20 protein-coding genes are annotated in these 24,920 nt (G+C 61.9%); 14 read left to right on the forward strand and 6 right to left on the reverse strand.

The window, feature by feature from the left end:
• Positions 1-82: 82 nt before the first annotated feature.
• From rsmA to CAF80_RS13145, 4 genes are read right to left on the reverse strand one after another with little or no spacing between them, the layout of a single operon-like run.
• Positions 83-901: a 16S rRNA (adenine(1518)-N(6)/adenine(1519)-N(6))-dimethyltransferase RsmA gene (gene rsmA, locus CAF80_RS13130; RefSeq protein WP_039768082.1), complete on the reverse strand. Its 819-nt coding sequence runs from the start codon at positions 899-901 to the stop codon at positions 83-85.
• Entirely contained in the window at positions 898-1,887 is a 990-nt protein-coding gene (gene pdxA / locus CAF80_RS13135; RefSeq protein WP_039768083.1) for a 4-hydroxythreonine-4-phosphate dehydrogenase PdxA, read from the reverse strand. The genes rsmA and pdxA overlap by 4 nt, the downstream gene beginning before the upstream one ends.
• Positions 1,884-3,200, reverse strand: coding sequence for a peptidylprolyl isomerase SurA (surA, locus tag CAF80_RS13140; RefSeq protein WP_039768084.1), 1,317 nt, complete (start codon positions 3,198-3,200; stop codon positions 1,884-1,886). Before surA ends, pdxA begins: the two co-directional genes overlap by 4 nt.
• A complete protein-coding gene (locus CAF80_RS13145; RefSeq protein WP_039768085.1) occupies positions 3,181-5,979 on the reverse strand; it encodes an LPS-assembly protein LptD in 2,799 nt (932 codons plus the stop codon). Before CAF80_RS13145 ends, surA begins: the two co-directional genes overlap by 20 nt.
• Positions 5,980-6,109: 130 nt before the next feature.
• On the opposite strand from CAF80_RS13145, the gene CAF80_RS13150 reads away from it, so the two are divergent.
• The 3 genes from CAF80_RS13150 to CAF80_RS13160 are packed head-to-tail and all read left to right on the forward strand — an operon-like array spanning position 6,110 to position 8,566.
• Positions 6,110-7,129 (forward strand): aminoglycoside phosphotransferase family protein, encoded by a 1,020-nt coding sequence (locus CAF80_RS13150; protein WP_085667435.1) that lies wholly within the window; start codon positions 6,110-6,112, stop codon positions 7,127-7,129.
• Positions 7,126-7,797, forward strand: coding sequence for an N-acetylmuramate alpha-1-phosphate uridylyltransferase MurU (murU, locus tag CAF80_RS13155; protein ID WP_085667436.1), 672 nt, complete (start codon positions 7,126-7,128; stop codon positions 7,795-7,797). The genes CAF80_RS13150 and murU overlap by 4 nt, the downstream gene beginning before the upstream one ends.
• A gap of 1 nt (position 7,798) precedes the next feature.
• The gene (locus CAF80_RS13160) at positions 7,799-8,566 is read left to right on the forward strand and encodes a TerB family tellurite resistance protein (RefSeq protein WP_039768088.1); all 768 of its coding nucleotides are present in this window, start codon (positions 7,799-7,801) and stop codon (positions 8,564-8,566) included.
• Positions 8,567-8,613: 47 nt separating this feature from the next.
• On the opposite strand, the gene CAF80_RS13165 is transcribed toward CAF80_RS13160, so the two are convergent.
• A complete protein-coding gene (locus CAF80_RS13165; RefSeq protein ID WP_085667437.1) occupies positions 8,614-9,603 on the reverse strand; it encodes an alpha/beta hydrolase family protein in 990 nt (329 codons plus the stop codon).
• A 73-nt stretch (positions 9,604-9,676) separates the two neighbouring features.
• Between CAF80_RS13165 and CAF80_RS13170 the strand changes: the two genes are divergently transcribed.
• The 10 genes from CAF80_RS13170 (at position 9,677) to trpE (ending at position 21,935) form a co-directional block, all read left to right on the forward strand.
• Positions 9,677-12,076 (forward strand): PAS domain S-box protein, encoded by a 2,400-nt coding sequence (locus CAF80_RS13170; RefSeq protein WP_085667438.1) that lies wholly within the window; start codon positions 9,677-9,679, stop codon positions 12,074-12,076.
• On the forward strand, positions 12,077-12,706 hold the full coding sequence (locus tag CAF80_RS13175; protein WP_007959929.1) for a response regulator transcription factor: 630 nt from the start codon (positions 12,077-12,079) through the stop codon (positions 12,704-12,706).
• 218 nt (positions 12,707-12,924) lie between these two features.
• On the forward strand, positions 12,925-14,049 hold the full coding sequence (locus CAF80_RS13180; RefSeq protein ID WP_085667439.1) for an ABC transporter ATP-binding protein: 1,125 nt from the start codon (positions 12,925-12,927) through the stop codon (positions 14,047-14,049).
• Positions 14,050-14,097: 48 nt separating this feature from the next.
• Positions 14,098-15,141, forward strand: coding sequence for an ABC transporter substrate-binding protein (locus tag CAF80_RS13185; protein WP_007959933.1), 1,044 nt, complete (start codon positions 14,098-14,100; stop codon positions 15,139-15,141).
• Positions 15,142-15,353: 212 nt separating this feature from the next.
• The gene (locus CAF80_RS13190; protein WP_007959935.1) at positions 15,354-16,601 is read left to right on the forward strand and encodes an ABC transporter permease; all 1,248 of its coding nucleotides are present in this window, start codon (positions 15,354-15,356) and stop codon (positions 16,599-16,601) included.
• Between the two features lie 12 nt (positions 16,602-16,613).
• A complete protein-coding gene (locus CAF80_RS13195) occupies positions 16,614-17,438 on the forward strand; it encodes an ABC transporter permease (protein ID WP_039768093.1) in 825 nt (274 codons plus the stop codon).
• 194 nt (positions 17,439-17,632) lie between these two features.
• Positions 17,633-18,781, forward strand: a complete 1,149-nt coding sequence (locus tag CAF80_RS13200; protein ID WP_074692242.1) for an iron-containing alcohol dehydrogenase — start codon at positions 17,633-17,635, stop codon at positions 18,779-18,781.
• Between the two features lie 114 nt (positions 18,782-18,895).
• A complete protein-coding gene (gene rpe, locus CAF80_RS13205) occupies positions 18,896-19,570 on the forward strand; it encodes a ribulose-phosphate 3-epimerase (protein ID WP_007918813.1) in 675 nt (224 codons plus the stop codon).
• A complete protein-coding gene (locus CAF80_RS13210; protein ID WP_007956306.1) occupies positions 19,567-20,385 on the forward strand; it encodes a phosphoglycolate phosphatase in 819 nt (272 codons plus the stop codon). Before rpe ends, CAF80_RS13210 begins: the two co-directional genes overlap by 4 nt.
• A gap of 71 nt (positions 20,386-20,456) precedes the next feature.
• Positions 20,457-21,935 (forward strand): anthranilate synthase component I, encoded by a 1,479-nt coding sequence (trpE, locus tag CAF80_RS13215; RefSeq protein ID WP_074692245.1) that lies wholly within the window; start codon positions 20,457-20,459, stop codon positions 21,933-21,935.
• A gap of 69 nt (positions 21,936-22,004) precedes the next feature.
• Here the strand turns inward: trpE and estP are convergent, their stop codons facing one another.
• Complete coding sequence (gene estP, locus CAF80_RS13220; protein WP_074692248.1) at positions 22,005-23,915, reverse strand: esterase EstP; 1,911 nt, start codon at positions 23,913-23,915, stop codon at positions 22,005-22,007.
• A gap of 402 nt (positions 23,916-24,317) precedes the next feature.
• Between estP and CAF80_RS13225 the strand changes: the two genes are divergently transcribed.
• Positions 24,318-24,911, forward strand: coding sequence for an aminodeoxychorismate/anthranilate synthase component II (locus CAF80_RS13225; protein WP_007956309.1), 594 nt, complete (start codon positions 24,318-24,320; stop codon positions 24,909-24,911).
• The last annotated feature ends 9 nt before the right edge of the window (positions 24,912-24,920 follow it).

A 24,920-nucleotide genomic window follows, 5' to 3' on the forward strand; every position in this document is an offset into this window, starting at 1 on the left:
GGGGTAGCTGATGGGGAATCAGTCTAGGCAAGTATCGGGCAGTAAACCAGAGTGGCGTCCTGCCCGATAGCGTTCACGGCTGTCAGTCGGCGGCGGGGGTTGCCGGGATCTGTACCGCGAGCTGGTCGGCCAGACGTACGAATGCCGCCAGATCCAGTTGCTCGGGACGCAGACTGCCATCAACGCCGGCGGCTTCGATTTCAGCGTTGCTGAGCAGTTGTTTGAGGGTGTTGCGCAGGGTTTTGCGGCGCTGGTTGAAAGCTTCGCGAACCACGCGTTCGAGCAGGCGATGATCCTTGGCCGGGTGCGGCAGAACCGCGTGCGGCACCAGGCGAACGATGGCCGAGTCGACTTTCGGTGGCGGGTTGAATGCGCCTGGCCCCACGTTGAACAGATGCTCTACGCGGCAATGGTACTGAACCATGATCGACAACCGACCCCAGTCACCACCACCCGGACCTGCGGCCAGACGTTCGACCACTTCCTTCTGCAGCATGAAGTGCATATCGCGAATGATGCCGGCGTTGTTCAGCAGGTGGAAAATCAGCGGCGTGGAGATGTTGTACGGCAGGTTGCCGACCACGCGCAGGCTGTTCGGCGCAGCATTCAGGCTGTTGAAGTCGAACTTCAGCGCATCGCCCTGATGCAGGTTGAAATTGCTCTTGCCGGCGAACTGCTGGTTGAGGATCGGGATCAGGTCCTTGTCCAGCTCCACTACGTCCAGCTGTGCGCCGGAGTTGAGGATGCCGGCAGTCAATGCGCCCTGGCCCGGGCCGATCTCCAGCATGCGGTCGCCGGCCTTGGCACTGATGGAGCGCAGGATGCGGTCGATGACGCCGGCATCATGCAGGAAGTTCTGGCCAAAGCGTTTGCGCGCCTTGTGTTGGTATTGCTCGGTCATAAACGGGTCTCGGCCATCTGGTAGGCGGTTTCCAGGGCGACTTGCAGGCTGCCGGTGTCGATCCTGCCGCTGCCGGCCAGATCCAGGGCGGTGCCATGGTCGACCGACGTGCGGATGATCGGCAGGCCCAGGGTCACGTTGACCGCAGCGCCGAAGCCTTTGTACTTCAGCACGGGCAGGCCCTGGTCGTGGTACATCGCCAGCACCGCGTCGCAGTGCTCCAGATATTTGGGGGTAAACAGAGTGTCGGCAGGCAGCGGGCCACGAAGGTCCATGCCCTCGCCGCGCAGGCGCTCCAATGTGGGTTCGATGATGTCGATTTCTTCATGGCCCAGGTGTCCGCCTTCACCGGCGTGCGGATTGAGCCCGCAGACCAGGATGCGCGGTTGGGCGATGCCGAATTTTTGTTGCAGGTCGGCGTGCAGAATCCGCGTGACCCGTTCCAGCCGCTCCGGCGTGATCGCATCGGCGATGGCGCGCAAGGGCAGGTGAGTGGTGACCAGCGCCACGCGCAAACCGCGGGTGGCGAGCATCATCACCACTTGGGCGGTGTGGGTCAGGTCGGCGAGAAATTCGGTGTGACCGGAAAACGCGATACCCGATTCGTTGATCACGCCCTTGTGAACCGGGGCGGTGATCATCCCGGCGAAATCACCGTTCAGGCAGCCATTGCCGGCGCGGGTCAGGGTTTCGAGGACGAATGCGGCGTTGGCCTTGTCCAGTTGCCCGGCGACCACCGGGGCGCTGAGTGGGGTGTCCCAGACATACAGGCTGTTGGCGGGCGCCGGAGCGTCCGGCCAGTGGTCAGGCGCAACGTCCAGCAAACTGACGGCCAACCCCAGCTGCGCGGCCCGCTCTTGGAGCAGGTCGCGGCTGGTGATGGCAATCAGGGGATGTGGCTGGGCTTGCGAGGCGAGCAGCAGGCACAGGTCGGGACCGATGCCGGCCGGTTCGCCGGGTGTCAGCGCGAAACGCTTGGGTTTCACTGCGCTGCCTGGTCTGCACCAGGGAGTTTGATCTCTACGTACGCTTCGTCACGGATCTGACGCAGCCAGGTTTGCAGCTCTTCGTCGTATTTGCGGTTACGCAGTACGGTCATCGCTTGCTGCTCACGTGCCTGTTCGGTGCTGTCGGTGGCGCGACGGCCAAGGACTTCCAGAACGTGCCAGCCGTACTGGGTCTGGAACGGCTTGGACAGCTGACCCTGCTGGGACTTGGCCATCACGGCGCGGAATTCCGGTACCAGTGCGTTCGGGTCGATCCAGTTCAGGTCGCCGCCGTTGAGGGCAGAACCCGGGTCTTCCGAGTACTTCTTGGCCAGTTCGGCAAAATCTTCACCGGCTTCGATGCGGTTATAGAGCGACTGAGCCAGTTCCTTGGTCTTGGCTTCGTCGCGAACCGGACTTGGCTTGACCAGAATATGGCGCACATGCACTTCGTCGCGCATCTGGCTTTCGCCACCACGTTTTTCCAGCAGCTTCAGGATGATGAAACCACCTGGGGTGCGTGCCGGTTGAGTGATGTCGCCGATTGCCATGCGGCTCAACTCACGGTCGAACGGCGGTGGCAGTTGAGCGGCTTTACGCCAGCCCATATCGCCGCCTTCCAGAGCGTTGTCACTGGCGGAGTTGGCCACGGCCATCTGGCCGAAGTCAGCGCCTTGCTTGAGCTGCTGGTAAACGTCCATCGCCTTGCGTGCAGCACTCTGAATCGCTTCGGAGTTGGCGCTTTCCGGGGTCGGGATCAGGATGTTGGCCAGGTGCAGCTCTTCTGACAGTTGCATCTTGCCCAGGTCGGAGGCGAGGAAGTTCTTCACTTCCTGTTCCGATACCTGAATGCGCTCGGCCACGCGGCGCTGACGCACACGGCTGATGATCATTTCACGACGGATCTGCTCGCGAGCGTCGTTGTAAGACAGACCATCGCGAGACAGGGCGATGCGGAACTGCTCCGGGGTCATGTTGTTGCGCTGGGCAATGGTGCCAACCGCCTGGTTCAGCTCTTCATCGGTGATGCGGATGCCGGAACGTTCGCCGATCTGCAGTTGCAGATTTTCAACGATCAGGCGCTCGAGCACCTGTTGATCCAGCACGCCCGGAGGCGGCAGACCGCCGCCACGCTTGGCGATGGTTTGCTGAACTTCGTGGACGCGTTGATCCAGCTGGCTCTGCATGACCACGTCGTTGTCGACGATGGCCACAACCTTATCGATGGACTGCACCGCGGCGTTGGCCGCGGTACCCAGGAACAGCGCGCCCAGCATCAGCGGGCGCAGACAATCAGAAAGCTTGGTCTTCACGTTGACGATAACCTTGGATGCCTTTGTCGAGGAAGCTCTCTACCTTGGCGCCGGTGAGGCCGCCGAGTCCCTTCAGAACAATTTGGAGGAAGACGCCGTGGTCGCCTTTTTCGTTTTCCGGGGCGTTCTGACTGAATTCGTCATAGCTGACCCAGTAACGGTTGATCAGGCGCAGTTTCCAGCAGCAGTTGTCATATTCGAAACCACCGAAGGCTTCCAGCGTGCGATTGCGGTTGTAGTCGTACTGCCAGCGGCTGATCGCGCTCCACTGCGGAACGATCGGCCAGATGACCGAGAAGTCATGCTGCTGGATCTTGTAGTAGTCCTTCACGTAGCCAGGCTGGCCTGGGGTGCCGTAGTCACCGCCACCCACCGACCATTTACCGGTGTTCTGGTCGTAACGGACCTGGTCGTTGCGATAGCGATAGCCGACGTTGACCACCTTGTTCGGGTTGTCTTCAGGCTGGTAGTGGAACATCGCGCTACCCGAACGCGGGCTGCGGCTGTCCGGATCCCAGTTGTAGTCGGCCGTGGTGCGCCAGTCGCGGTTCCAGCGGTATTCGTATTCCAGCGCGTAAGGCGAAACATTGGCCTTGGCGTCGTCGCGGTCGTTGAACGCGATGCCTGGCAGTTGGACTTCGCGATCCTTGAAGTACAGAGCCTGGCCGACGCTGATGCGTTGACGCTCGAACCCGTCGTCTTCGATCCAGCGGCTGGTCACGCCCAGCGACAGCTTGTTCTCGTCGCCAACACGGTCGGAACCGGAGAAACGGTTGTCACGGAACAGCGACGCATAGTTGAAGGTGTATTCGCTGGTGTCGAATACCGGAATGTCTTCCTGATCCACCTTCGGCACATAGAGATAGAACATGCGCGGCTCAAGCGTCTGGCGGTAGTTCTTGCCAAAGAAGGACGTGTTGCGGTCAAAGTACAGACCACCGTCAACGCTGGCGATCGGCACGCCGCGACTCTGGTTGCTGTCGAAGGTGCCGTTGAGTTTGTTCTGCTCTGCTGTCTGGGCGGCAATTTGCGATTTGCCGGTGCCGTCCAGATCCAGTTGATACTGGGTGTACTGATATTTGAGCGACGGAGTCAGGTAGCCATAGGTCGTGCTCATCGGCAGGCTGACACCTGGTTTCAGGTTCAGACGGTCACCATTGGCGCGAGCGAGCCCGAATACGTTGTTATCGAGGCGTGGCTCGACAGTGCCGTCTTCGTTGGTAAAGTTGCCGTTTTTCAGATCACGGTCAAAACGAACGATCTCGGTCTCGTAGTCGAAATTCAGGCCTTCCGGATGATAGGGCAGCTGACCATTGAAGGTGATCTGCGGCAGACGGTCATATGGCGTGATGTTCGATACGGTCGCCAGCTGGTACGCCTGGGCATTCAAACGGGCGATGTAACTGTCGCCACGATAGGTGACCGAGCCCTGCTGATTCACGTAGTCGTCGCTCTTCACACCAATCTGATCGGTCTGCAAATCCTGGAAGTAGTACGGATCGCTGATCTTGGTGTAATCCACCTGGGTGAGCACGCGGGAGTCGAGACCACCCTTGTGTTGCCAGTTGTACATGTAGCGGGTCTTGTCGTAGTCGGTCTGGCCCTTGCGCTCGTCGTCCTCGTCGTTGAGGTACGCCGCACCGAACTGACCTTCGCTGGACTTGGTGAGGTAGCGGAATTCGCCTTCCATCAACAGGCCGCGTTTAGCCATGTAACGTGGATACAACGTGGCATCGTAGTTCGGTGCCAGGTTGAAGTAGTACGGGGTGACCAGCATGAAGCCGGTGTCGCTGCCGGTGCCGATGGTCGGCGGCAGGAAACCCGACTGACGACGATCGTCGATCGGGAAGTAGATGTACGGGGTGTACAGGACCGGAATGTCCTTGACCCGCAGCGTCACGTTGGTCGCGGTACCGAAACCGGTGGCAGGGTTCAGGGTGATGTTGTTGCCCTTGAGCTGCCAGGCGTTGCTGTTCGGTTCGCACGTGGTGTACGTGCCGTCCTTCAGACGAATGATCGCGTTTTCGGCACGCTTGGCGTACAGCGCGTTACCGCGGATGCGCGATTTGTGCATCACGTATTCGGCGTTGTCGACCTTGGCTTCACCAGTGTCGAGCTGCACATCGGCGTGGTCGCCGACGATCAGCGCGCCGTTGTCGCGAATGCGCACGTTGCCCGCCAGTTCGCCACGGCTTTCGGCCTGATACAGGTTGGCCTCATCGGCTTCGACCTGCATGCTGCCCTGACGCATGACCACGTCACCGGCCAGACTCGCGACCTGCGAATCCTGCTGATAACGCGATGCCTTGGCGCCGATGAAGGTCGGGGCGTCACTTTTATTCGTCTTGTCATTCATGCCAGGACGAATCGGTTCGATATAGGAACCAGAGCAGTAAGGACCGGTCTCGGCCAGTTGGGCGGCGGTGAGCTTCTCGCGCGGAACCCAGTCGAGGTGACTGTAGTCTTCGCTACGGGATTTCAGGCCGCGGCCCTTGGACTCGGTAACCAGTACCGGCTTGGGCCCGGACTCCGCGGTGGAGCCGTTCTGGGCCGGAGCTTCGCCAGCGGCGCTGACGGCACTGCCGTCGTGCACGGGACGCGGCGGCAAGGCAGCGGCCGGCGTCTTCGGCGAGCAGGCCCAGCCACCCGTTGCCGACACGGCGCAGTCATACTGCTCGGCGGCAACAACGAATGAACTGGCCAGAGGTTGCATAGCCAGCAGACTGCCGGTTACCAACAACGGAAATTTTTTACGAAACGCGGGGGATTTCAATGCCATCTTATTAGTCCGGGCTTCCTGCGTGCCATCTGCCCGCGGTGTGGGCCGCACGCCTCTCGATGGTCTGAAAAAGATGCTGGATAATAAAGCATGACCCGCTTGACGGCTAGCGCCGTCGGAGACCCTTGCAATGCCTGATCAAGATGTACGCTTGCAACACCTGAAAGTTTGGCTCGATGAACAGTTGGCAACCCTTTTTGCAGATCAGGGCTGGGGAGCCGTACCCCCGGCCACGTTGACCGCGGCCAGCAGCGACGCGAGTTTCCGCCGGTATTTCCGTTGGGAAGGCGCGGGTCGCAGCTTCGTCGTGATGGACGCGCCGCCGCCTCAGGAAAACTGCAAACCGTTCGTGGATATCGCCTTTTTGCTGGCGAAATCCGGTATCAACGTGCCGAAAATTTATGCCGAAGACCTCGAACGTGGCTTTCTTTTGCTCAATGACCTGGGCAACCAGACCTATCTGGACGTGATCGACAGCGAAAATGCCGACGCGTTGTTCAGCGATGCCCTGCAAGCGCTGCTGGCTTTTCAGCAGCTGCCGATGGTGGCGCCGCTGCCGAGCTATGACGTCGCGTTGTTGCGCCGCGAGCTGGAACTGTTTCCCGAGTGGTACGTGAAACGCGAGTTGGGCGTCGAGTTCGATGCAACCCAACAGCAGCAGTGGCAAAAGGTCAGCGAGCTGCTGATCGACAGCGCCCTCGCCCAGCCGAAAGTGCTGGTGCACCGCGACTACATGCCGCGCAACCTGATGCTCAGCGAGCCTAATCCCGGCGTGCTGGATTTCCAGGACGCCGTGTACGGCCCGGTGACCTACGACGTGACCTGCCTGTTCAAGGACGCATTCCTCAGCTGGCCTGAAGAACGTGTGCGCGGCTGGCTGGAAAGCTACTGGCAGCAGGCGTCAGCACTGGACATCCCGGTGCAGCCGGACTTCGAAGAGTTTCTGCGCGCCAGCGATCTGATGGGCGTGCAGCGTCATCTGAAAGTCATCGGCATCTTCGCCCGCATCTGCCATCGCGACGGCAAGCCGCGTTACCTCGGTGATGTGCCGCGTTTCTTCTCTTATATAGAAGCGGTCATCGCCCGCCGTCCCGAGTTGGCGGATCTGCAGGCACTGCTCGCCAGCCTGCGTGGTGGAGTGACGGCATGAAGGCAATGATTCTGGCGGCCGGCAAAGGCGAGCGCATGCGCCCGCTGACCCTGACCACCCCGAAGCCGCTGGTGCGTGCCGGCGGCGTGCCGCTGATTGAATATCACCTGCGTGCCCTGGCCGCGGCCGGTTTCAATGAGATCGTGATCAACCATGCCTGGCTCGGCCGGCAGATTGAAGATCACTTGGGCGATGGCTCGCAGTTCGGCGTGTCGATCCAGTACTCGCCGGAGGGCGAGCCACTGGAAACCGGCGGCGGCATTTTCCGCGCCTTGCCGCTGTTGGGCGACGACGCGTTTCTGGTGGTCAACGGCGATATCTGGACCGATTACGACTTCAGCGTGCTGCATCAGCCGATCACCGGGCTGGCGCATCTGGTGCTGGCGGACAACCCGGCCCATCACCCGACAGGCGACTTCACCCTGACCGACGGCCAGGTGCGTGATGGCCAGGCCGAGGCGGCAACCCTGACCTACAGCGGCATCGCCGTATTGCACCCGCAGTTGTTTGACGGCTGCTGCGACGGTGCCTTCAAACTGGCGCCGCTGCTGCGTAAAGCCATGGCGGACGGGCAGGTGACCGGCGAGCGACTGAAAGGTCGCTGGGTCGATGTCGGCACGCACGAGCGTCTGGCCGAAGCCGAAGCCTTGATAGAAGCGAGTCGCTGATATGTTGTGGCCAGGGACTCTGATTGGAGCCGGAGCGGGTTTTGCTATCGCCAGCATTCCGGGGGCCATGCTTGGGGCTTTGTTGGGGCAGGCGCTGGATCGGCGCCTGCATTTGCAGAGCTGGGGGCATTTGCGGGAAAAACTCGGCGGCCGGCCGATGCTGCGCAACGACGAACTGTTATTCGTGTTGCTCGGGCGTCTGGCCAAGAGCGACGGGCGGGTCACGGACGGTCACATCCAGCAGGCGCGGCATGAGATGCGCGCGCTGGAAATGAGCGAGCCGGCGCAGCGCCGGGCGATTGCCGCGTTCAATCGCGGCAAGTCCGGCAACGACAATCTGCGCGGTTATCTGCGTCGATTGAGCACTCAACCCCATGCCGCTGAAGGTGTATTGCGCGCCTGCTGGCGAATGGTCTTCGCCGATGGTCGGGCCGGCGTCAGCGAGCGGGAATTGCTGGCGCAGTGGGGCAAGTGGCTGGGCTGGACGACCCACCAGATCCAGGCGCTGGCGGCGGACTACGAGCCACACAAGCGTCCGATCGTCAGCGCGGCGGTGAGTTATCAGGAGGCGATGCGCCTGCTCGGCGTCTCAGCCACCAGCGAACCGGCGCAGATCAAGCGTGCCTATCGGCGTCTGCTCAGCCGGCATCACCCGGACAAGGTGGCCGGTACGGGCGCTACGCCGGCGCAGGTGCGCGAGGCCACCGAGAGGACCCGTGAATTGCACAATGCCTACACGTTGATTCGCGAACGGCGGGATTTTCGCTAGGCATAAAAAAATCGCAGCGTTGGGCTGCGATTTTTTTATGCGCTTTGTCAGTCCGGGCTCTGCGGATTCAACCAGCCACGCACCCGGCGGAACAACTGCTCCTGCTCGGCCTTGTTGTCCGGCAAAGCCTTGAGTGCGACCTGACTGAACGCGGAGGTCTTCAGTCGCTTGCTCGCCTGCATGCGCTCCAGTGCCGCGTTGCGGTCCAGCGCTTTATCCATGTAGAAAATGTCCGCGGTCGGCAGCTTCAGGGTCGGCGTCAGTTCCACCAGTTGCGGTTGGGCCTTGGCCGGGGTCTGCGCGGCTACCAGGACCAGCTTCTCGACCTGCGAGTTTTGTCGCTCGCTCATGTAGCGCGCCGCCCAGTAAGCACCGGTGCCATGGCCGAGGACGACGATGCTGCGCGCGCTCTGTTGTTCGGCGTAGGCCAGCGCGGCGTCGATGCGGGCGAAAATTCGCTCGGCGTCGGCCTTGAACTGTTCCTCGGAGGTTTCGGCAACGACCTTATCGGCCACATCGGCTTCGCCGCCGGCGGCTTGTTCGATCGGCTCGGCGGTGGTCGAATCCTTGCTGCCCGGGTCGGCGGTTTTCGCTGCGGCGGGCGCTTCGGCCACGCGCGGTGCGATGGCATCGCTTTGCAGATCGGGCAGGGTGATACTCAAGCTGCTCCACTCGACGTCCGGCAACTTGCGGCGCAACGGGCCGATCGCCTGGGGCCAGTCGGCGGTTTCGCCGGCGCCGGGAATGAGGATCACCGCGCCTTTGGGTTCGGCGGTGTTGGCCGGTTTCCACAGGGCGAGGAAGGTGTCGCTGCCCGCTTGCAGTTGCTGTTGTTCCTGGGCTGGAACCTTGCGTTCGAGTGCCGCGGCTTCTTCCTGACTACGCTCAAGCAGTGGCTGGCGTTCGACCGGTTTTTCCTCGGCGGCTTTTTCTGCGGCGGGGGCGGGTGCCGGATCTGCGGCTTCGACGGAAAACGCACAAGGCAGGATCAGCGACAGGCACAATGCTGGCATTGCCAGGCGATAGACAGGGGGCATCGGTTATTCCAGGCCAGAAGTTATCCCGGCAGCCTAATGGGTTGGTCAGAATTTGTCAGTGTATGAGACTTCAATGATGCGTTTTTGCTGCCTGTGGGTTATCGGCTGTCTGGCGTTTCCCTTGATGGGCTGGGCGGCGCCTGCGCCACCGAGTCACCTTGCGCGGTTGTCGGCGAGCGAGCAACAGTGGCTCGCGCAGCACAATGAATTGCGCGTGGGTCTGGTATTGCAGGCGCCGTACGCACAATACGACCGGCGCTTGCAGCGGCTGTCGGGGGCCAATGTCGAAGTGATGAAAGCGTTGGCGAGGGCGCTGAATGTCGAGCTGAGCTGGCGCAACTTTCAGGATCTGGCACAACTCGAGGCCGCTGCCCGGGACGGCGAAATCGACATCGCCCCAGGCCTGACCCAGACTCCGGGCGGCCTGCGTCTTTGGCAGTTTTCCGACCCGTACATGCGCGTGCCGCAACTGGTGGTCAGCGACCAGAAAAGCAGCGCGACCGTGGAACTGGAAAAACTCGACAGCCAGACCCGCGTCGCCGTGCGCATGCCCGGCGTCACCGCCGATTACCTGCGCAGCAACTATCCCCACCTGAATCTGCAAGGCGTGCCGATGGAGCGTCAGGCGCTGCAACTGTTGCTGAGTCAGCAGGCGTCCTACGCGGTGGTCGATGAGGCGCAGCTCGGTCGGCTGTCGGTGGAACCGGAGTTTGCCGGGCTGGTGGTGGTCGGCGACATCGGTCTGCCGCAACTGCTGCGCATCGGCACCCGTCGTGACTGGCCGGAACTGGCCGGGATCGTCGAGAGTGCCTTGCGCGCAATTCCGGCCAAGGATCTGGAGCGCCTGCATGCCCAATGGCTGCAACCCAAATATCCGCGACTCTCCGAATCGCCGGGCTTCTGGCAGAACCTGAGCCTGTTGTTCGCGGTGCTGCTGCTCAGCTGCGTGGCCATCGTCTTCTGGCAGCGCCGCCAGCAGCGCAGTCTTGAACAGCGCCTGCTCGACGCCCGTGAAGACATCGCCCTGCGCGCCGCCAGCGAAGAAGCTCTGCGTCTGACTCAGTTTTCAATTGATCAGAGCACCGTCGGCATTCTCTGGGTCAACTGGGATAGTCATGTGCGCTACGCCAATCGCGCGGCAGAAAACATGCTCGGTTATCCACAGGGCGCCATCATCGACCGGCCGTTGATCGACTTCGAACCGGGCCTGCACATGGATCGCTGGCTCAATCTGTGGAAACGCGCCCGGGCCAGCGAAGAAGGGCCGCTGAGTTTTGAAACCAACTGCGTGCGGGCCGATGGCAGTGTGCTGCCGGCAGACGTGTCGCTGAGCTTCCTGCGTTTTCGCGATGGCGAGTACCTGGTGGTTTATCTCACCGATGTCACCGAGCGCCGTCGTGCCCTGGCTGCGTTGCAGGAAAGCGAGGCGCGGCTGCAAGGCATCGCGGCCAATGTGCCGGGGCTGGTATTCCGCCTTGAGCGCGCACCGGTGACCGGGCAGATCGACTTTGCCTACATCAGCGAGGGCAGCGAAAGTCTGGTCGGCTACGCGCCGGCCGCCATCGCCCATCGCGACATGGGCCTGCGCAGTCTGGTGCATCCGGATGACCGGGCCGCTTATCACCAGACTCAGGACCAGGCGCTGGACACCGACAGCGACTGGTCGTGGCAGGGCCGGATTCTCACGCGCCAGGGCGAGCAGCGCTGGGCTGAGATCAAGGCCATCACCCGTCAACTGGAGGGCGGTGCCTATGTCTGGGACGGCATTGTCTGGGACATCACCGAAAGTAAACGCATCGAACTGGAGCTGGCGGCCTCCCGCGAACAACTGCGCGAACTGTCGGCGCACCTGGAAAGCGTGCGGGAAGAGGAAAAGGCGCGCATCGCCCGGGAGGTTCACGATGAACTGGGGCAGATGCTGACGGTGCTGAAACTGGAAACGTCGATGTGCGAACTGGCCTACGCGCAACTTGATCCGGGTCTGAACGAGCGCTTGAACAGCATGAAGCGCCTGATTGCCCAGTTGTTCCAGCTGGTGCGGGATGTGGCGACGGCGCTGCGCCCGCCGATCCTCGATGCCGGGATCGCCTCGGCCATCGAGTGGCAGGCGCGGCGCTTCGAGGCGCGCACGCAGATTCCGTGTCTGGTGCAGGTGCCGGACAACCTTGCGCCCCTCAGTGACGCCAAGGCCATCGGCCTGTTCCGCATTCTTCAGGAGGCGCTGACCAACGTCATGCGCCATGCCCAGGCGCATACTGTGGAACTGACGCTGACGCAGGAAGGCAACGAATTGTGTCTGACGGTCAGCGATGATGGCGTAGGATTTGTCGCCGCTGCCGGCAGGCCGACATCCTTTGGACTGGTGGGCATGCGCGAGCGGGTGTTGATCATGGGCGGGCAGCTGTCACTCGACAGCGAGCCGGGCGAGGGCACCACGCTGAGCGTGCGGGTGCCACTGGATGAGGAGAAGTAAGTGATCCGTGTACTGGTAGCCGAAGACCACACCATCGTTCGCGAAGGCATCAAGCAATTGATCGGCCTGGCCAAGGATCTGCAAGTAGTGGGGGAGGCGAGCAACGGCGAGCAATTGCTGGAAACCCTGCGCAATGTGCCCTGCGAAGTGGTATTGCTGGACATCTCGATGCCCGGCGTCAACGGGCTTGAAGCGATTCCGCGGATCCGCGCGCTGAACCATCCGCCGGCGATTCTGGTGCTGTCGATGCACGACGAAGCGCAGATGGCCGCCCGGGCGCTGAAGGTCGGCGCCGCCGGTTATGCCACCAAGGACAGCGATCCGGCACTGCTGCTGACGGCAATTCGCAAGGTCGCGGCGGGCGGGCGCTACATCGACCCGGAGCTGGCCGACCGCATGGTCTTCGAAGTCGGCCTGACCGATGCGCGGCCGCTGCACTCGTTGCTGTCGGAGCGCGAGTTCTCGGTGTTCGAACGCCTGGCGCAAGGCGCTAACGTCAACGACATCGCCCAGCAACTGGCCCTGAGCAGCAAGACCATCAGCACCCACAAGGCGCGGCTGATGCAGAAACTCAACATCACTTCGCTCGCCGAGCTGGTGAAGTACGCGATGGAACACAAGCTGCTCTGAGCGGCATATCCAATAGCGACAGGCGCTTTTGCCGGTTCTGACGGCTTGAGCCCCGACCCATGCGTCGGGTTTGCCAAAACGCGCCATCCTTGTAGGGCAATCCCTACCCCCGGCCTTCCATCCGGCTGAGGCGATTCTCTCCTGCGCCCCGATTTGCGTGACTGCAAGCAGCCACTAGGCTTAATCCCACAGCAGTCATCAATAACAAAGGTGTGGGTATGAGCCAGGTCGAATCAAACGCAGGGGCCAGCGATGTGCTGGTCAGCTTTCGTGGAGTGCAGAAGAGCTACGACGGCGAGAACCTGATCGTCAAAGACCTCAACCTGGACATTCGCAAGGGCGAATTCCTCACCTTGCTCGGGCCGTCCGGCTCGGGCAAGACCACCAGCCTGATGATGCTCGCCGGTTTCGAAACGCCGACCGCCGGTGAGATCCTCCTCGCCGGGCGGGCGATCAACAACGTGCCGCCGCACAAACGCGACATCGGCATGGTGTTCCAGAACTACGCGCTGTTCCCGCACATGACCGTCGCTGAAAACCTGGCGTTTCCGCTGACCGTGCGCGGCCTGAACAAGAGCGACGTCAGCGACAAGGTCAAGAAAGTCCTGAGCATGGTCCAGCTTGATGCGTTCGCATCGCGTTATCCGGCGCAATTGTCCGGCGGTCAGCAACAACGTGTGGCTTTGGCCCGCGCGCTGGTGTTCGAGCCGCAACTGGTGCTGATGGACGAACCCCTCGGCGCCCTCGACAAGCAGCTGCGCGAACACATGCAGATGGAAATCAAACACCTGCACCAGCGCCTCGGCGTGACCGTGGTCTACGTGACCCACGACCAGGGCGAAGCCCTGACCATGTCCGATCGTGTCGCCGTATTCCATCAGGGCGAAATCCAGCAGATCGCCCCGCCGCGCACCCTCTACGAGGAACCGAAAAACACCTTCGTCGCCAACTTCATCGGCGAGAACAACCGCCTCAACGGTCGCCTGCTCAGCCAGAGCGGCGAGCGCTGCGTGGTCGAGCTGGGGCGCGGGGAAAAGGTCGAGGCGCTGGCGGTCAACATCGGCCAGACCGGCGAGCCGGTCACCCTGTCGATCCGTCCGGAGCGCGTCAGCCTCAACGGTTCGAGCGACCAATGCGTCAACCGCTTCTCCGGGCGGGTGGCCGAATTCATCTATCTGGGCGACCACGTCCGGGTGCGCCTGGAAGTCTGCGGCAAGACCGACTTCTTCGTGAAACAACCGATTGCCGAGCTCGATCCAGCGCTCGCGGTCGGCGACGTGGTTCCGCTTGGCTGGCAGGTCGAGCACGTTCGCGCGCTCGATCCACTTCTAGAGGCGCACTGAAACGCCCCGCAATACCAACACCAACCCTGCACGTGGAGAGAACAATAAATGTTGAGATCCCTGAAGTTCACAGCCCTGACCCTGGGCCTGATGGGTGCGGCAAGCGCAATGGCCGCCGGCCCGGATCTGACCGTGGTGTCGTTTGGCGGGGCGAACAAGGCGGCGCAAGTCAAAGCCTTCTACGCACCGTGGGAAGCGGCGGGCAACGGCAAGATCGTCGCTGGTGAGTACAACGGTGAAATGGCCAAGGTCAAAGCCATGGTCGACACCAAGAGCGTGTCCTGGGATCTGGTAGAGGTTGAATCGCCGGAGCTGTCCCGTGGCTGCGACGAAGACATGTTCGAGCAACTCGATCCTGCGCTGTTCGGCAAATCCGAAGACTACGTCAAAGGCGCGATCCAGCCTTGCGGCGTGGGTTTCTTCGTGTGGTCGACCGTATTGGCCTACAACGCCGACAAGCTGAAAACCGCACCGACCAGTTGGGCGGATTTCTGGGACACCAAAAAATTCCCGGGCAAACGTGGCCTGCGCAAAGGCGCCAAGTACACCCTCGAATTCGCACTGATGGCCGACGGCGTAGCGCCGAAAGACGTGTATAAGGAACTGGCCAGCAAGGGCGGTCAGGATCGCGCGTTCAAGAAACTGGATGAGTTGAAACCGAACATCCAGTGGTGGGAAGCCGGCGCCCAGCCGCCGCAATACCTCGCTTCCGGTGACGTGGTCATGAGCTCGGCCTACAACGGTCGTATCGCTGCCGTGCAGAAAGAATCCAATCTGAAAGTGGTGTGGAACGGCGGTATCTACGACTTCGATGCGTGGGCCATCCCGAAAGGCCTGGACGCCAAGCGCGCCGAAGCGGCGAAGAAATTCATCGCGTTCTCGGTGCAGCCGCAACAGCAGAAGACCTACTCGGAAAACATCGCCTACGGCCCGGCCAACTCCCAGGCTGTGCCGTTGCTGGACAAGGCAATCCTGAAAGACATGCCGACCACCCCGGAAAACATCGCCAATCAGGTGCAGATCGACGTCAGCTTCTGGGCTGACAACGGCGAGCAACTGGAGCAGCGCTTCAACTCCTGGGCTGCGAAGTAACCACGTCACACGGGCCGACGGCTACCGGATGATCATTCCCACGTCGAGGCGTCGAACCGTCCGCGTGGGAATGTCGCCCGGGACGCTCCGCGTCCCTGTGACGCAGAGCGTCACTGAATGCGTTCCCACGCAGAGCGTGGGAACGATCAGTACCCAAAGTTCGAGGCGGTATTCGCCGCTTTTGTAACGATCAAAGATTTGCGGAGTACGTCATGGCCATCGCCGTTCCCCTGAACGAGGGCAACAGCCCCACCTTGAAGCAGCGGCTCAAGCACGCCGAGCGGGTCAACCGCTGGAAGGCCCAGGCGCTGATCGCGCCGCTGGTGCTGTTTCTGTTGCTGGTGTTCCTGGTGCCGATCGTGGCGCTGCTCTATAAAAGTGTCGGCAACCCGGAAGTGGTTGGCGGCATGCCGCGCACCGTAACCGCGATTGCTGCGTGGGACGGCCGAGGCCTGCCCGCAGAACCGGTCTACAAAGCCGCCAGCGAAGACCTCGCCGAAGCGCGCAAAAACCAGACTCTGGGCGATCTGTCCAAGCGCCTGAACATGGAGTTGGCCGGCTATCGCAGCCTGCTGACCAAAACCGCCCGCTCGCTGCCATTCGCCAGCGAACCGGCCTCTTATAAAGAAGCGCTGGAGGGCCTCGACGAGCGTTGGGGCGATCCGGCCTACTGGCAAGCGGTTAAGCGCAACACCAGCAGCATCACCCCGTTCTATCTGTTGGCAGCGGTGGATCACCGCATCGACGACCTCGGCGAAATTGCCCCGGCCACCCCGGATCAGGCGATCTACCTCGACATCTTCGCCCGGACCTTCTGGATGGGCCTGATCATCACCGTGATCTGCCTGGTGCTGGCCTATCCGCTGGCCTACCTGCTGGCCAACCTGCCGTCGCGTCAAAGCAACCTGCTGATGATTCTGGTGCTGCTGCCGTTCTGGACTTCGATCCTGGTGCGAGTCGCCGCGTGGATCGTGTTGCTGCAATCCGGCGGATTGATCAACAGCGCGTTGATGGCGATGGGGATAATCGATAAACCGCTGGAGCTGGTGTTCAACCGCACCGGGGTCTACATCTCGATGGTGCACATCCTGCTGCCGTTCATGATCCTGCCGATCTACAGCGTGATGAAAGGCATCTCGCCGACCTACATGCGTGCCGCGATTTCCCTCGGCTGCCATCCGTTCGCCAGTTTCTGGCGGGTGTACTTCCCGCAGACCTACGCCGGCGTCGGCGCCGGTTGCCTGTTGGTGTTCATCCTCGCCATCGGCTACTACATCACCCCGGCGCTGCTGGGCAGCCCGAACGATCAGATGGTCAGCTACTTCGTCGCGTTCTACACCAACACCAGCATCAACTGGGGCATGGCCACTGCGCTCGGCGGGCTGTTACTGCTGGCGACCGTGGTGCTTTATCTGATCTACAGCTGGCTGGTGGGCGCTAGTCGCCTGCGCCTGAGCTAAGGGGAATTTGAAATGCTGAGTCCTTATATGTCGCCTGTCGAGCGGGTGTGGTTCTACAGCTTGCGGATCCTCTGCGGCTTGATCCTGTTGTTCCTGATCCTGCCGGTGCTGGTGATCGTGCCGCTGTCGTTCAACTCGGGCAGTTTTCTGGTGTACCCGCTGCAAGGCTTTTCGCTGCAGTGGTACCACGACTTCTTCGCCTCGGCGGAGTGGATGCGCTCGCTGAAGAACAGCATCATCGTCGCCCCGGCCGCGACCGTGCTGGCGATGGTGTTCGGCACGCTGGCGGCCATCGGCCTGACCCGTGGCGACTTTCCCGGCAAGCCGCTGGTGATGGCGCTGGTGATTTCGCCGATGGTGGTGCCGGTGGTGATCATCGGTGTGGCCAGTTACCTGTTCTTCGCGCCGCTGGGCCTGGGCAACAGTTTCTTCTCGCTGATCGTGGTGCACGCGGTGCTCGGTGTGCCGTTCGTGATCATCACGGTGTCGGCGACGTTGCAGGGTTTCAACCATAACCTGGTGCGGGCGGCGGCCAGCCTTGGTGCTTCGCCATTGACCACGTTCCGTCGGGTGACCTTGCCGCTGATTGCGCCGGGGGTGATTTCCGGGGCGCTGTTTGCCTTTGCAACCTCGTTCGATGAAGTGGTGGTGACGTTGTTCCTTGCAGGTCCCGAGCAGGCGACGTTGCCTCGGCAGATGTTCAGCGGGATTCGCGAGAACCTGAGTCCGACGATTGCTGCGGCTGCGACGTTGTTGATTGCCTTCTCGGTGATTCTGTTGCTGACGCTGGAATGGCTGCGTGGGCGGAGTGAGAAGCTGCGTACTGCTCAGGTCTGAGCCCAGCTCGATATTGTTCCCTCGCTCCGCGTTCCAGCTCCCGAATGGAACGCGGAGCGTCCCTGGCTGCATTCCCACGCGGAGCGTGGGAACGATCAGTGTGCGGGTTGCCATTCATGCGCTGAATGACAGACAACCCGATTTCCCCAGCTACGCTTGTGCTCAGCTCCCACATCTATAAGAGGCTGCGCACGATGAGTCTTTCCTCGTTCAAGATTGCTCACAAACTGATCACCGGCGCCGGGGCCATCGAGCAGCTGGCGGCCGAACTCTCGCGGCTGGATATCGACAACCCGCTGATCGTCACCGACGCCGCATTGGTCAAGTCCGGCACGGTGGAGCTGGCGCTGGCGCAGATCGGTGAGCGCGAGTACGAAATCTTCGACCGGGTGCTGCCGGATCCGGAGATCGCCATCGTCGAGGATTGCATGCGTGTCTACCGAGAGGGCGGGCATGACGGGTTGATCGGCCTCGGTGGCGGCAGTGCCATCGACATCGCCAAGAGCGTTGCGGCGTACGCCGGTTATCACGGTGCACTGGAGGATCTGTTCGGCGTCGATCAGGTGCCGCGCAAAGGCCCACCGTTGATTGCGATCCCGACCACTGCCGGCACCGGTTCTGAAGTGACCAACGTCGCCATCCTTTCGGACAAGGTCGCGCAACTGAAGAAAGGCATCGTCAGCGACTACCTGTTGCCGGACGTGGCGTTGGTCAGTCCGCAAATGACGCTGACCTGTCCGCGCAGTGTCACCGCCGCCAGTGGCGTCGATGCGCTTGTGCATGCCATCGAGTCCTATCTGTCACTGAATGCCTCGCCGATCACCGATTCGCTGGCCATCGGCGCGATCAAGTTGATCGCCCGATCCTTGCCCAAGGCCTACGCCAATCCGTCCAACCTGCAAGCCCGGGAGGATATGGCCACCGCCAGCCTGATGGCCGGCATGGCGTTCGGTAATGCCGGGGTCGGCGCGGTGCATGCGCTGGCGTATCCGCTGGGCGGGCGATTCAACATTGCTCACGGCGTCAGCAATGCGTTGCTGCTGCCGTATGTCATGACCTGGAACAAGATGGCCTGCGTCGAGCGGATGCAGGATATTGCCGAAGCCATGGGGGTGAAGACCGCTCATCTGAGTCTCAATGAAGCGGCCGACAGCGCCGTCGCGGCGATGACCGAACTGTGCGCGGCGGTAGAAATCCCGCAGGGTCTGCGCAGTTTCGGCGTGCCTGAAGAAGCGATCCCGGCCATGGCCGTAGAGGCCGCCGGCATCGAGCGCCTGATGCGCAACAACCCGCGCAAGCTCAGCGCCGCCGACATCGAGAAGATCTACCGGGCGGCCTACTGAGAACCCGCCGGTCATCGGTCATGGCACAACCCAATCATCGCGGTCACGGTGCGCGCGCGGAAACTTGAGGTATACAATGCGCGCCATCGTGATTTAGCTCAGAAAAGGTGCGTCATGCAGCCCTTCGTTATTGCTCCGTCGATTCTCTCTGCCGACTTCGCCCGCCTGGGCGAGGAAGTGGATAACGTGCTGGCCGCCGGTGCCGACTTCGTCCACTTCGATGTCATGGACAACCACTACGTGCCGAACCTGACCATCGGCCCGATGGTCTGCGCCGCGTTGCGCAAGTACGGCGTGACCGCGCCGATCGACGCGCACCTGATGGTCAGCCCGGTGGATCGCATCGTCGGCGACTTCATCGAAGCCGGCGCCACTTACATCACCTTCCACCCGGAAGCCACGCTGCACGTCGATCGTTCGCTGCAACTGATCCGTGAAGGCGGCTGCAAATCCGGTCTGGTGTTCAACCCGGCAACCCCGCTGGACGTGCTCAAGTACGTGATCGACAAGGTCGACATGGTCTTGCTGATGAGCGTCAACCCGGGCTTCGGCGGGCAGAAATTCATCCCCGGCACCCTCGACAAGCTGCGCGAAGCGCGGGCGATCATCGATGCCTCGGGCCGTGACATCCGCCTGGAAATCGACGGCGGCGTCAACGTCAACAACATCCGCGAAATCGCTGCTGCCGGCGCCGACACCTTTGTCGCCGGCTCGGCGATCTTCAATGCGCCGAACTATCAGGAAGTCATCGACAAGATGCGTTCCGAACTGGCGCTGGCTCGCCCATGAGCGGTTTTGAGCAGCTGTTCCCGGGGCAACTGCCGCGGTTGGTGATGTTCGATCTGGATGGCACGCTGATCGATTCGGTACCCGACCTGGCGGCGGCTGTGGATAACATGCTGCTCTCCCTCGGGCGCAAGCCTGCCGGTATCGAGTCGGTGCGCGAGTGGGTCGGCAACGGTGCGCCGGTGCTGGTGCGCCGCGCCTTGGCCGGCGGCATCGATCATTCCTCCGTGGATGACGTCGAAGCCGAGCACGCGCTGGAAGTTTTCATGGAGGCCTACGGCGCCAGCCATGAGCTGACCGTGGTCTATCCCGGCGTGCGCGACACCCTCAAATGGCTGCACAAGCAGGGCGTGGCCATGGCGCTGATCACCAACAAGCCGGAGCGCTTCGTCGCGCCGCTGCTGGATCAGATGAAGATCGGCCGCTACTTCAAGTGGATCATCGGCGGCGATACCCTGCCGCAGAAGAAGCCCGATCCGGCGGCGCTGTTCTTCGTCATGAAGATGTCCGGGATTCCGGCCTCGCAATCGCTGTTCGTCGGTGATTCGCGCAGCGACGTGCTGGCGGCGAAAGCGGCGGGGGTCAAATGCGTCGGGCTCAGTTATGGCTACAACCATGGCCGGCCGATTGCCGAGGAATCCCCGGCGCTGGTGATCGACGATCTGCGCAAGCTAATTCCCGGTTGCCTGGATACGGCCGCTGAGATAACGTTGCCCGACGCTTCTCAATCCCCTTCTGGAAACGCCATCGTGGTGGTCACCCGCAAACTCTGGATGAAAGTCATCAAGGCCCTGGCCCGCTGGCGTTGGCGCGCCTGACTTGTTCCTGGCCGGCCTGCCGGCGCGTTTGCACACCTGACTGATTTGCCCCTCACACCACGAGGCACCCTATGATCCGCGAAGAATTCCTGCGTCTGGCCGCTGACGGCTATAACCGCATTCCGCTGGCCTGCGAAACCCTGGCCGACTTCGACACCCCGCTGTCGATCTACCTGAAACTGGCCGACCAGCCCAACTCCTACCTGCTCGAATCGGTGCAGGGCGGTGAGAAATGGGGCCGTTACTCGATCATCGGCCTGCCGTGCCGCACCGTGCTGCGGGTTCACGATCATCACGTGAGTATCACCGTCGATGGCGTCGAGACCGAAAGCCACGACGTCGACGATCCGCTGGCCTTCGTCGAAACCTTCAAGGCCCGCTACAACGTGCCGACCATTGCCGGTCTGCCGCGCTTCAACGGCGGTCTGGTGGGTTACTTCGGTTACGACTGCGTGCGTTATGTAGAGAAGCGCCTCGGCAAATGCCCGAACCCGGATCCGCTGGGCGTGCCGGACATTCTGCTGATGGTTTCCGACGCGGTGGTGGTGTTCGACAACCTCGCCGGCAAGATGCACGCGATCGTGCTGGCCGACCCGGCGCAGGCCGATGCCTACGAGCAGGGCCAGGCGCAATTGCAGGAGTTGCTGGAAAAACTGCGTCAGCCGATCACCCCGCGCCGTGGCCTGGATTTCAGCAAGCAGCAGGCGGCCGAGCCGGTGTTCCGCTCCAGTTTCACCCAGGACGACTACGAAAAAGCCGTCGACACCATCAAGGAATACATCCTCGCCGGTGACTGCATGCAGGTCGTGCCGTCCCAGCGCATGTCGATCGACTTCAAGGCGGCGCCGATCGATCTGTACCGCGCACTGCGTTGCTTCAACCCGACGCCGTACATGTACTTCTTCAACTTCGGCGATTTCCACGTCGTCGGCAGTTCGCCCGAAGTGCTGGTACGGGTCGAAGACAACCTGATCACCGTGCGCCCGATTGCCGGCACCCGTCCTCGCGGGGCGACCGAAGAGGCGGACGTGGCGCTGGAAGAAGACCTGCTGTCCGACGACAAGGAGATCGCCGAGCACCTGATGCTGATCGACCTCGGTCGTAACGACACCGGGCGCGTATCGGAAATCGGCTCGGTGAAGCTCACCGAGAAAATGGTCATCGAGCGTTATTCCAACGTGATGCACATCGTGTCCAACGTCACCGGTCAGTTGAAGGCCGGGTTGACGGCGATGGACGCACTGCGGGCGATCCTGCCGGCGGGCACCTTGTCCGGCGCGCCGAAGATCCGTGCGATGGAAATCATCGACGAGCTGGAGCCGGTCAAGCGTGGCGTGTATGGCGGCGCGGTCGGGTACTTCGCCTGGAATGGCAACATGGACACCGCGATTGCGATCCGTACCGCCGTGATCAAGAACGGCGAGCTGCACGTGCAGGCTGGTGGCGGCATCGTCGCCGACTCGGTGCCGGCGCTGGAATGGGAAGAAACCATCAACAAGCGCCGGGCGATGTTCCGAGCTGTTGCACTGGCCGAGCAAACCCCGGACTGAGTGATTGCTGATTCGGCCATAAAAAAACGCGGCGCCTGTGAGGGCGCCGCGTTTTTTATGGCCTGCGAATCAGAAGTCGAGTGCTACGCCGACGTTGATCCCTTGCTGGGTGAAGTCGTCATCCTTGCGGATGTCGTAGCTCGCGCGCAATGCCAGATCCTTGGTGAGGTTGTGGCTCACGCCCAGGTTCAGGCGGTTCAGGTTGGTTTGAGGGGCGTAGCCGGCCAGGGTGTAGCGGTTGTTCGGCAGGCTGTTGAGGTTCATCGTCACATGCTGGGTGTCGTCGTTGTACTCGCGTTCGTGGGCCAGTTCGCCGAACATCTGGGTCTGCGAGGTGATCTGGTACTTGCCCTGAATCCCGAGGCCCAGGCGCCGGGAAATGCGTGACTGGTCATCGAACGTCAGTGCCGTGGAGTCGGCGCCGTTTTCCGAATAGCCATCGACTTCAACCTTGGCGAAGTCGGCGCTGACGAACGGCGACAGATGCCATGGGCTGCTCGCTTCTGGCGCAATGTCGTAGCCCACGCGTCCGCTGAAGGCCAGGACATAGCCGTCGGTATCGCCTTTCTCGCCGCGTTCGTTGACCCCCAGTTGGAATTTGCGTTTGAGGCTGTCGTAATCCAGATGCCCGGCGGTCACGGCGGCGTCACCCCACCAGCGGTTCTGCTGGTACTGGGCGAATGCGGTGCCCAGATAAGTGTTCAGCTTGTAGTCGGAGTCGTTGTCGCCGGCCTCGAGCTTCTGATTGTAGAAACCGGCCGCCACGCCCACACGCCAGGCGTCGTTGAGACGGTAGCTGCCGCCGATGTTCAGGTTGTAACCGTTGCCGTCGGCGCTGGCGCCGCTGCGTTGGCTGTCGAAGTCCTGATGCTGGCCGCCACCGGCGACAATCGCCCGCCATTGGCCAACGGCCTGCCAGTTTTCCCAATCTGCCAGCCACTGGTTGCGCAGTTCATCCTGATGCGAGCGCAGGGTGCCTTGGGCCATTTGCGGCAACAGGGTCGCTTCCCATGGTGCGGCCAGCAGCGAGTAGGCGTAATCGGCAATCAGGCGCTGCCCGGCTTCGGTCGGGTGGACGGCGTCGTTGTAGATCAGCTTGGACGGATCCGGGGTGGCGCTGTTGATCCCGTACCGCGCGTTCTCCGTGCAGCTGTTGCCGCTGAAGCAGGTGCCGACCAGATTCTGGTCAGTGGCCAGGCCGAACTGCGCCGGATTGGCAAATGCCTCTTTGAGCAGAACCGGGACGTTCAGCGGGATGACGTTGGCATTGACGCTCTGCAACTGGCTGACCAGTTCGGTGTTGAACTGGGCGCTGAGTTGCGAGGTGAAGGCCTGCAGCGGTGAACCGTTGATGGCCGGAGTCAGGCCGATGTCCGGCAACAGCCAGACCATGATGTAACGGGCGCCGGCGCCTTGCAGTGTGCGTACGCTGTCGACCAGTCGATCGGCAGCGGCATTCGCCTGAGGAAGACTGGTGACGCGGCCCTGGAGGAAATCGTTGCCACCCCCGGTCAGGTAATACAGGGCATTCGGGTCGGCGCGGAAACCGTTCGACGGCAGATAACCGGCGCGGGTGCGTTCGCCGGTGGCGGACTGGCTGGTGATCGAGTCGAGAATCTGGTCGGTACGGTAGCCGCCGACAGCCCAGTTGTTACCGTCCGGCTGGCCTTGGCCGGCACGAACTGCTGAGGACGAGGAGGCGGTCTGGTCCGGGGTGAAGCCGAGACGGCCTCCGAGCAATTGGGTGGAATTGAGTGAGTAGAACTCACCGCTGCCGTCCTGATAGTTCGGGCCCGTGCGGTTGGTGTAGCGTTCGGTGGCGCCGGCCGGGCCGCCGCTGTCGGTGAAAGTCCCCGCATCGCTCAGGCTGTCGCCGAAGACCACGAAATTCGAATAAGGATTGGGTGCGGCGTTCGCCTGGGCGCAGGCCATCGCGAGCAGGCATCCGGCGAGCGGTACAAACAACGTCTGTTTGATCATGAGCAAGTCCGTTTATTTATTGTTGTAGTGAACGAAACGACAGTACCAAAAACTTCCGGCGATTTGCCATCGGTCGTCAACCCTCCCATTGTTTTATCCCCCACGGCCCCGGCCATATTGCACGCTCCGCCCAGCTAAGTTACTGTGCCGAAACGTATGAACGAGACCTTCCCCGTGTTGATCACCAGCAAACTTCTGGATCAAGTCATCAAGGCACACGCCCGCTGGCGTTGGCGCGCCTGAATCTATTCTGCCGGCCCCGCCGGATCTGTATCGCTTTGCCTTCCTTGCCCGTTTGAAATGCCGCTGTGCCGACGCGACCTGCGCGCCTGACCGTGTGCAGCGCCTGGCAAGTCATCCGAAGGCTGTCTTCAAGTCAGAATTCAAGAGGTTCGAAACGCCATGTTGCTGATGATCGACAACTACGACTCCTTTACTTACAACGTTGTGCAATATCTCGGCGAGCTGGGTGCCGAGGTCAAGGTGGTGCGCAACGACGAACTGACCATCGCCGAAATCGAAGCGCTCAACCCTGAGCGGATCGTCGTATCCCCGGGCCCGTGCACGCCGACCGAAGCCGGCATTTCCATCGAAGCCATCAAGCACTTCGCCGGCAAACTGCCGATCCTCGGCGTCTGCCTCGGTCACCAGTCCATCGGTCAGGCTTTTGGCGGCGATGTCGTCCGCGCCCGGCAGGTGATGCACGGTAAGACTAGTCCGGTATTCCACGAGGACAAGGGTGTGTTTGCCGGGCTGAATCGCCCGCTGACCGTCACCCGCTATCATTCCCTGATTGTTAAACACGAAACGTTGCCCGATTGCCTGGAGCTGACGGCGTGGACCCAGCACGATGACGGTTCGGTCGACGAAATCATGGGCCTGCGTCACAAGACCCTGAATATCGAGGGCGTACAGTTCCACCCGGAATCGATCCTCACCGAACAGGGCCATGAACTGTTCGCCAACTTCCTCAAACAAACCGGCGGCACGCGCTAAGGACTTCCC

The sequence above is a fragment of the Pseudomonas sp. B34(2017) genome, from assembly GCF_002112915.1.
Taxonomy (GTDB): Bacteria; Pseudomonadota; Gammaproteobacteria; order Pseudomonadales; family Pseudomonadaceae; genus Aquipseudomonas; species Aquipseudomonas pharyngis.

Excerpts from the sequence above, each read along its gene's own strand:
- rsmA (WP_039768082.1), bottom strand. The coding sequence starts at position 901 with ATGACCGAGCAATACCAACACAAGGCGCGCAAACGCTTTGGCCAGAAC.
- CAF80_RS13145 (WP_039768085.1), bottom strand. The coding sequence starts at position 5,979 with ATGGCATTGAAATCCCCCGCGTTTCGTAAAAAATTTCCGTTGTTGGTA.
- CAF80_RS13150 (WP_085667435.1), top strand. The coding sequence starts at position 6,110 with ATGCCTGATCAAGATGTACGCTTGCAACACCTGAAAGTTTGGCTCGAT.
- murU (WP_085667436.1), top strand. The coding sequence starts at position 7,126 with ATGAAGGCAATGATTCTGGCGGCCGGCAAAGGCGAGCGCATGCGCCCG.
- CAF80_RS13160 (WP_039768088.1), top strand. The coding sequence starts at position 7,799 with ATGTTGTGGCCAGGGACTCTGATTGGAGCCGGAGCGGGTTTTGCTATC.
- CAF80_RS13165 (WP_085667437.1), bottom strand. The coding sequence starts at position 9,603 with ATGCCCCCTGTCTATCGCCTGGCAATGCCAGCATTGTGCCTGTCGCTG.
- CAF80_RS13170 (WP_085667438.1), top strand. The coding sequence starts at position 9,677 with ATGATGCGTTTTTGCTGCCTGTGGGTTATCGGCTGTCTGGCGTTTCCC.
- CAF80_RS13180 (WP_085667439.1), top strand. The coding sequence starts at position 12,925 with ATGAGCCAGGTCGAATCAAACGCAGGGGCCAGCGATGTGCTGGTCAGC.
- CAF80_RS13185 (WP_007959933.1), top strand. The coding sequence starts at position 14,098 with ATGTTGAGATCCCTGAAGTTCACAGCCCTGACCCTGGGCCTGATGGGT.
- CAF80_RS13190 (WP_007959935.1), top strand. The coding sequence starts at position 15,354 with ATGGCCATCGCCGTTCCCCTGAACGAGGGCAACAGCCCCACCTTGAAG.
- CAF80_RS13195 (WP_039768093.1), top strand. The coding sequence starts at position 16,614 with ATGCTGAGTCCTTATATGTCGCCTGTCGAGCGGGTGTGGTTCTACAGC.
- CAF80_RS13200 (WP_074692242.1), top strand. The coding sequence starts at position 17,633 with ATGAGTCTTTCCTCGTTCAAGATTGCTCACAAACTGATCACCGGCGCC.
- rpe (WP_007918813.1), top strand. The coding sequence starts at position 18,896 with ATGCAGCCCTTCGTTATTGCTCCGTCGATTCTCTCTGCCGACTTCGCC.
- CAF80_RS13210 (WP_007956306.1), top strand. The coding sequence starts at position 19,567 with ATGAGCGGTTTTGAGCAGCTGTTCCCGGGGCAACTGCCGCGGTTGGTG.
- trpE (WP_074692245.1), top strand. The coding sequence starts at position 20,457 with ATGATCCGCGAAGAATTCCTGCGTCTGGCCGCTGACGGCTATAACCGC.
- estP (WP_074692248.1), bottom strand. The coding sequence starts at position 23,915 with ATGATCAAACAGACGTTGTTTGTACCGCTCGCCGGATGCCTGCTCGCG.
- CAF80_RS13225 (WP_007956309.1), top strand. The coding sequence starts at position 24,318 with ATGTTGCTGATGATCGACAACTACGACTCCTTTACTTACAACGTTGTG.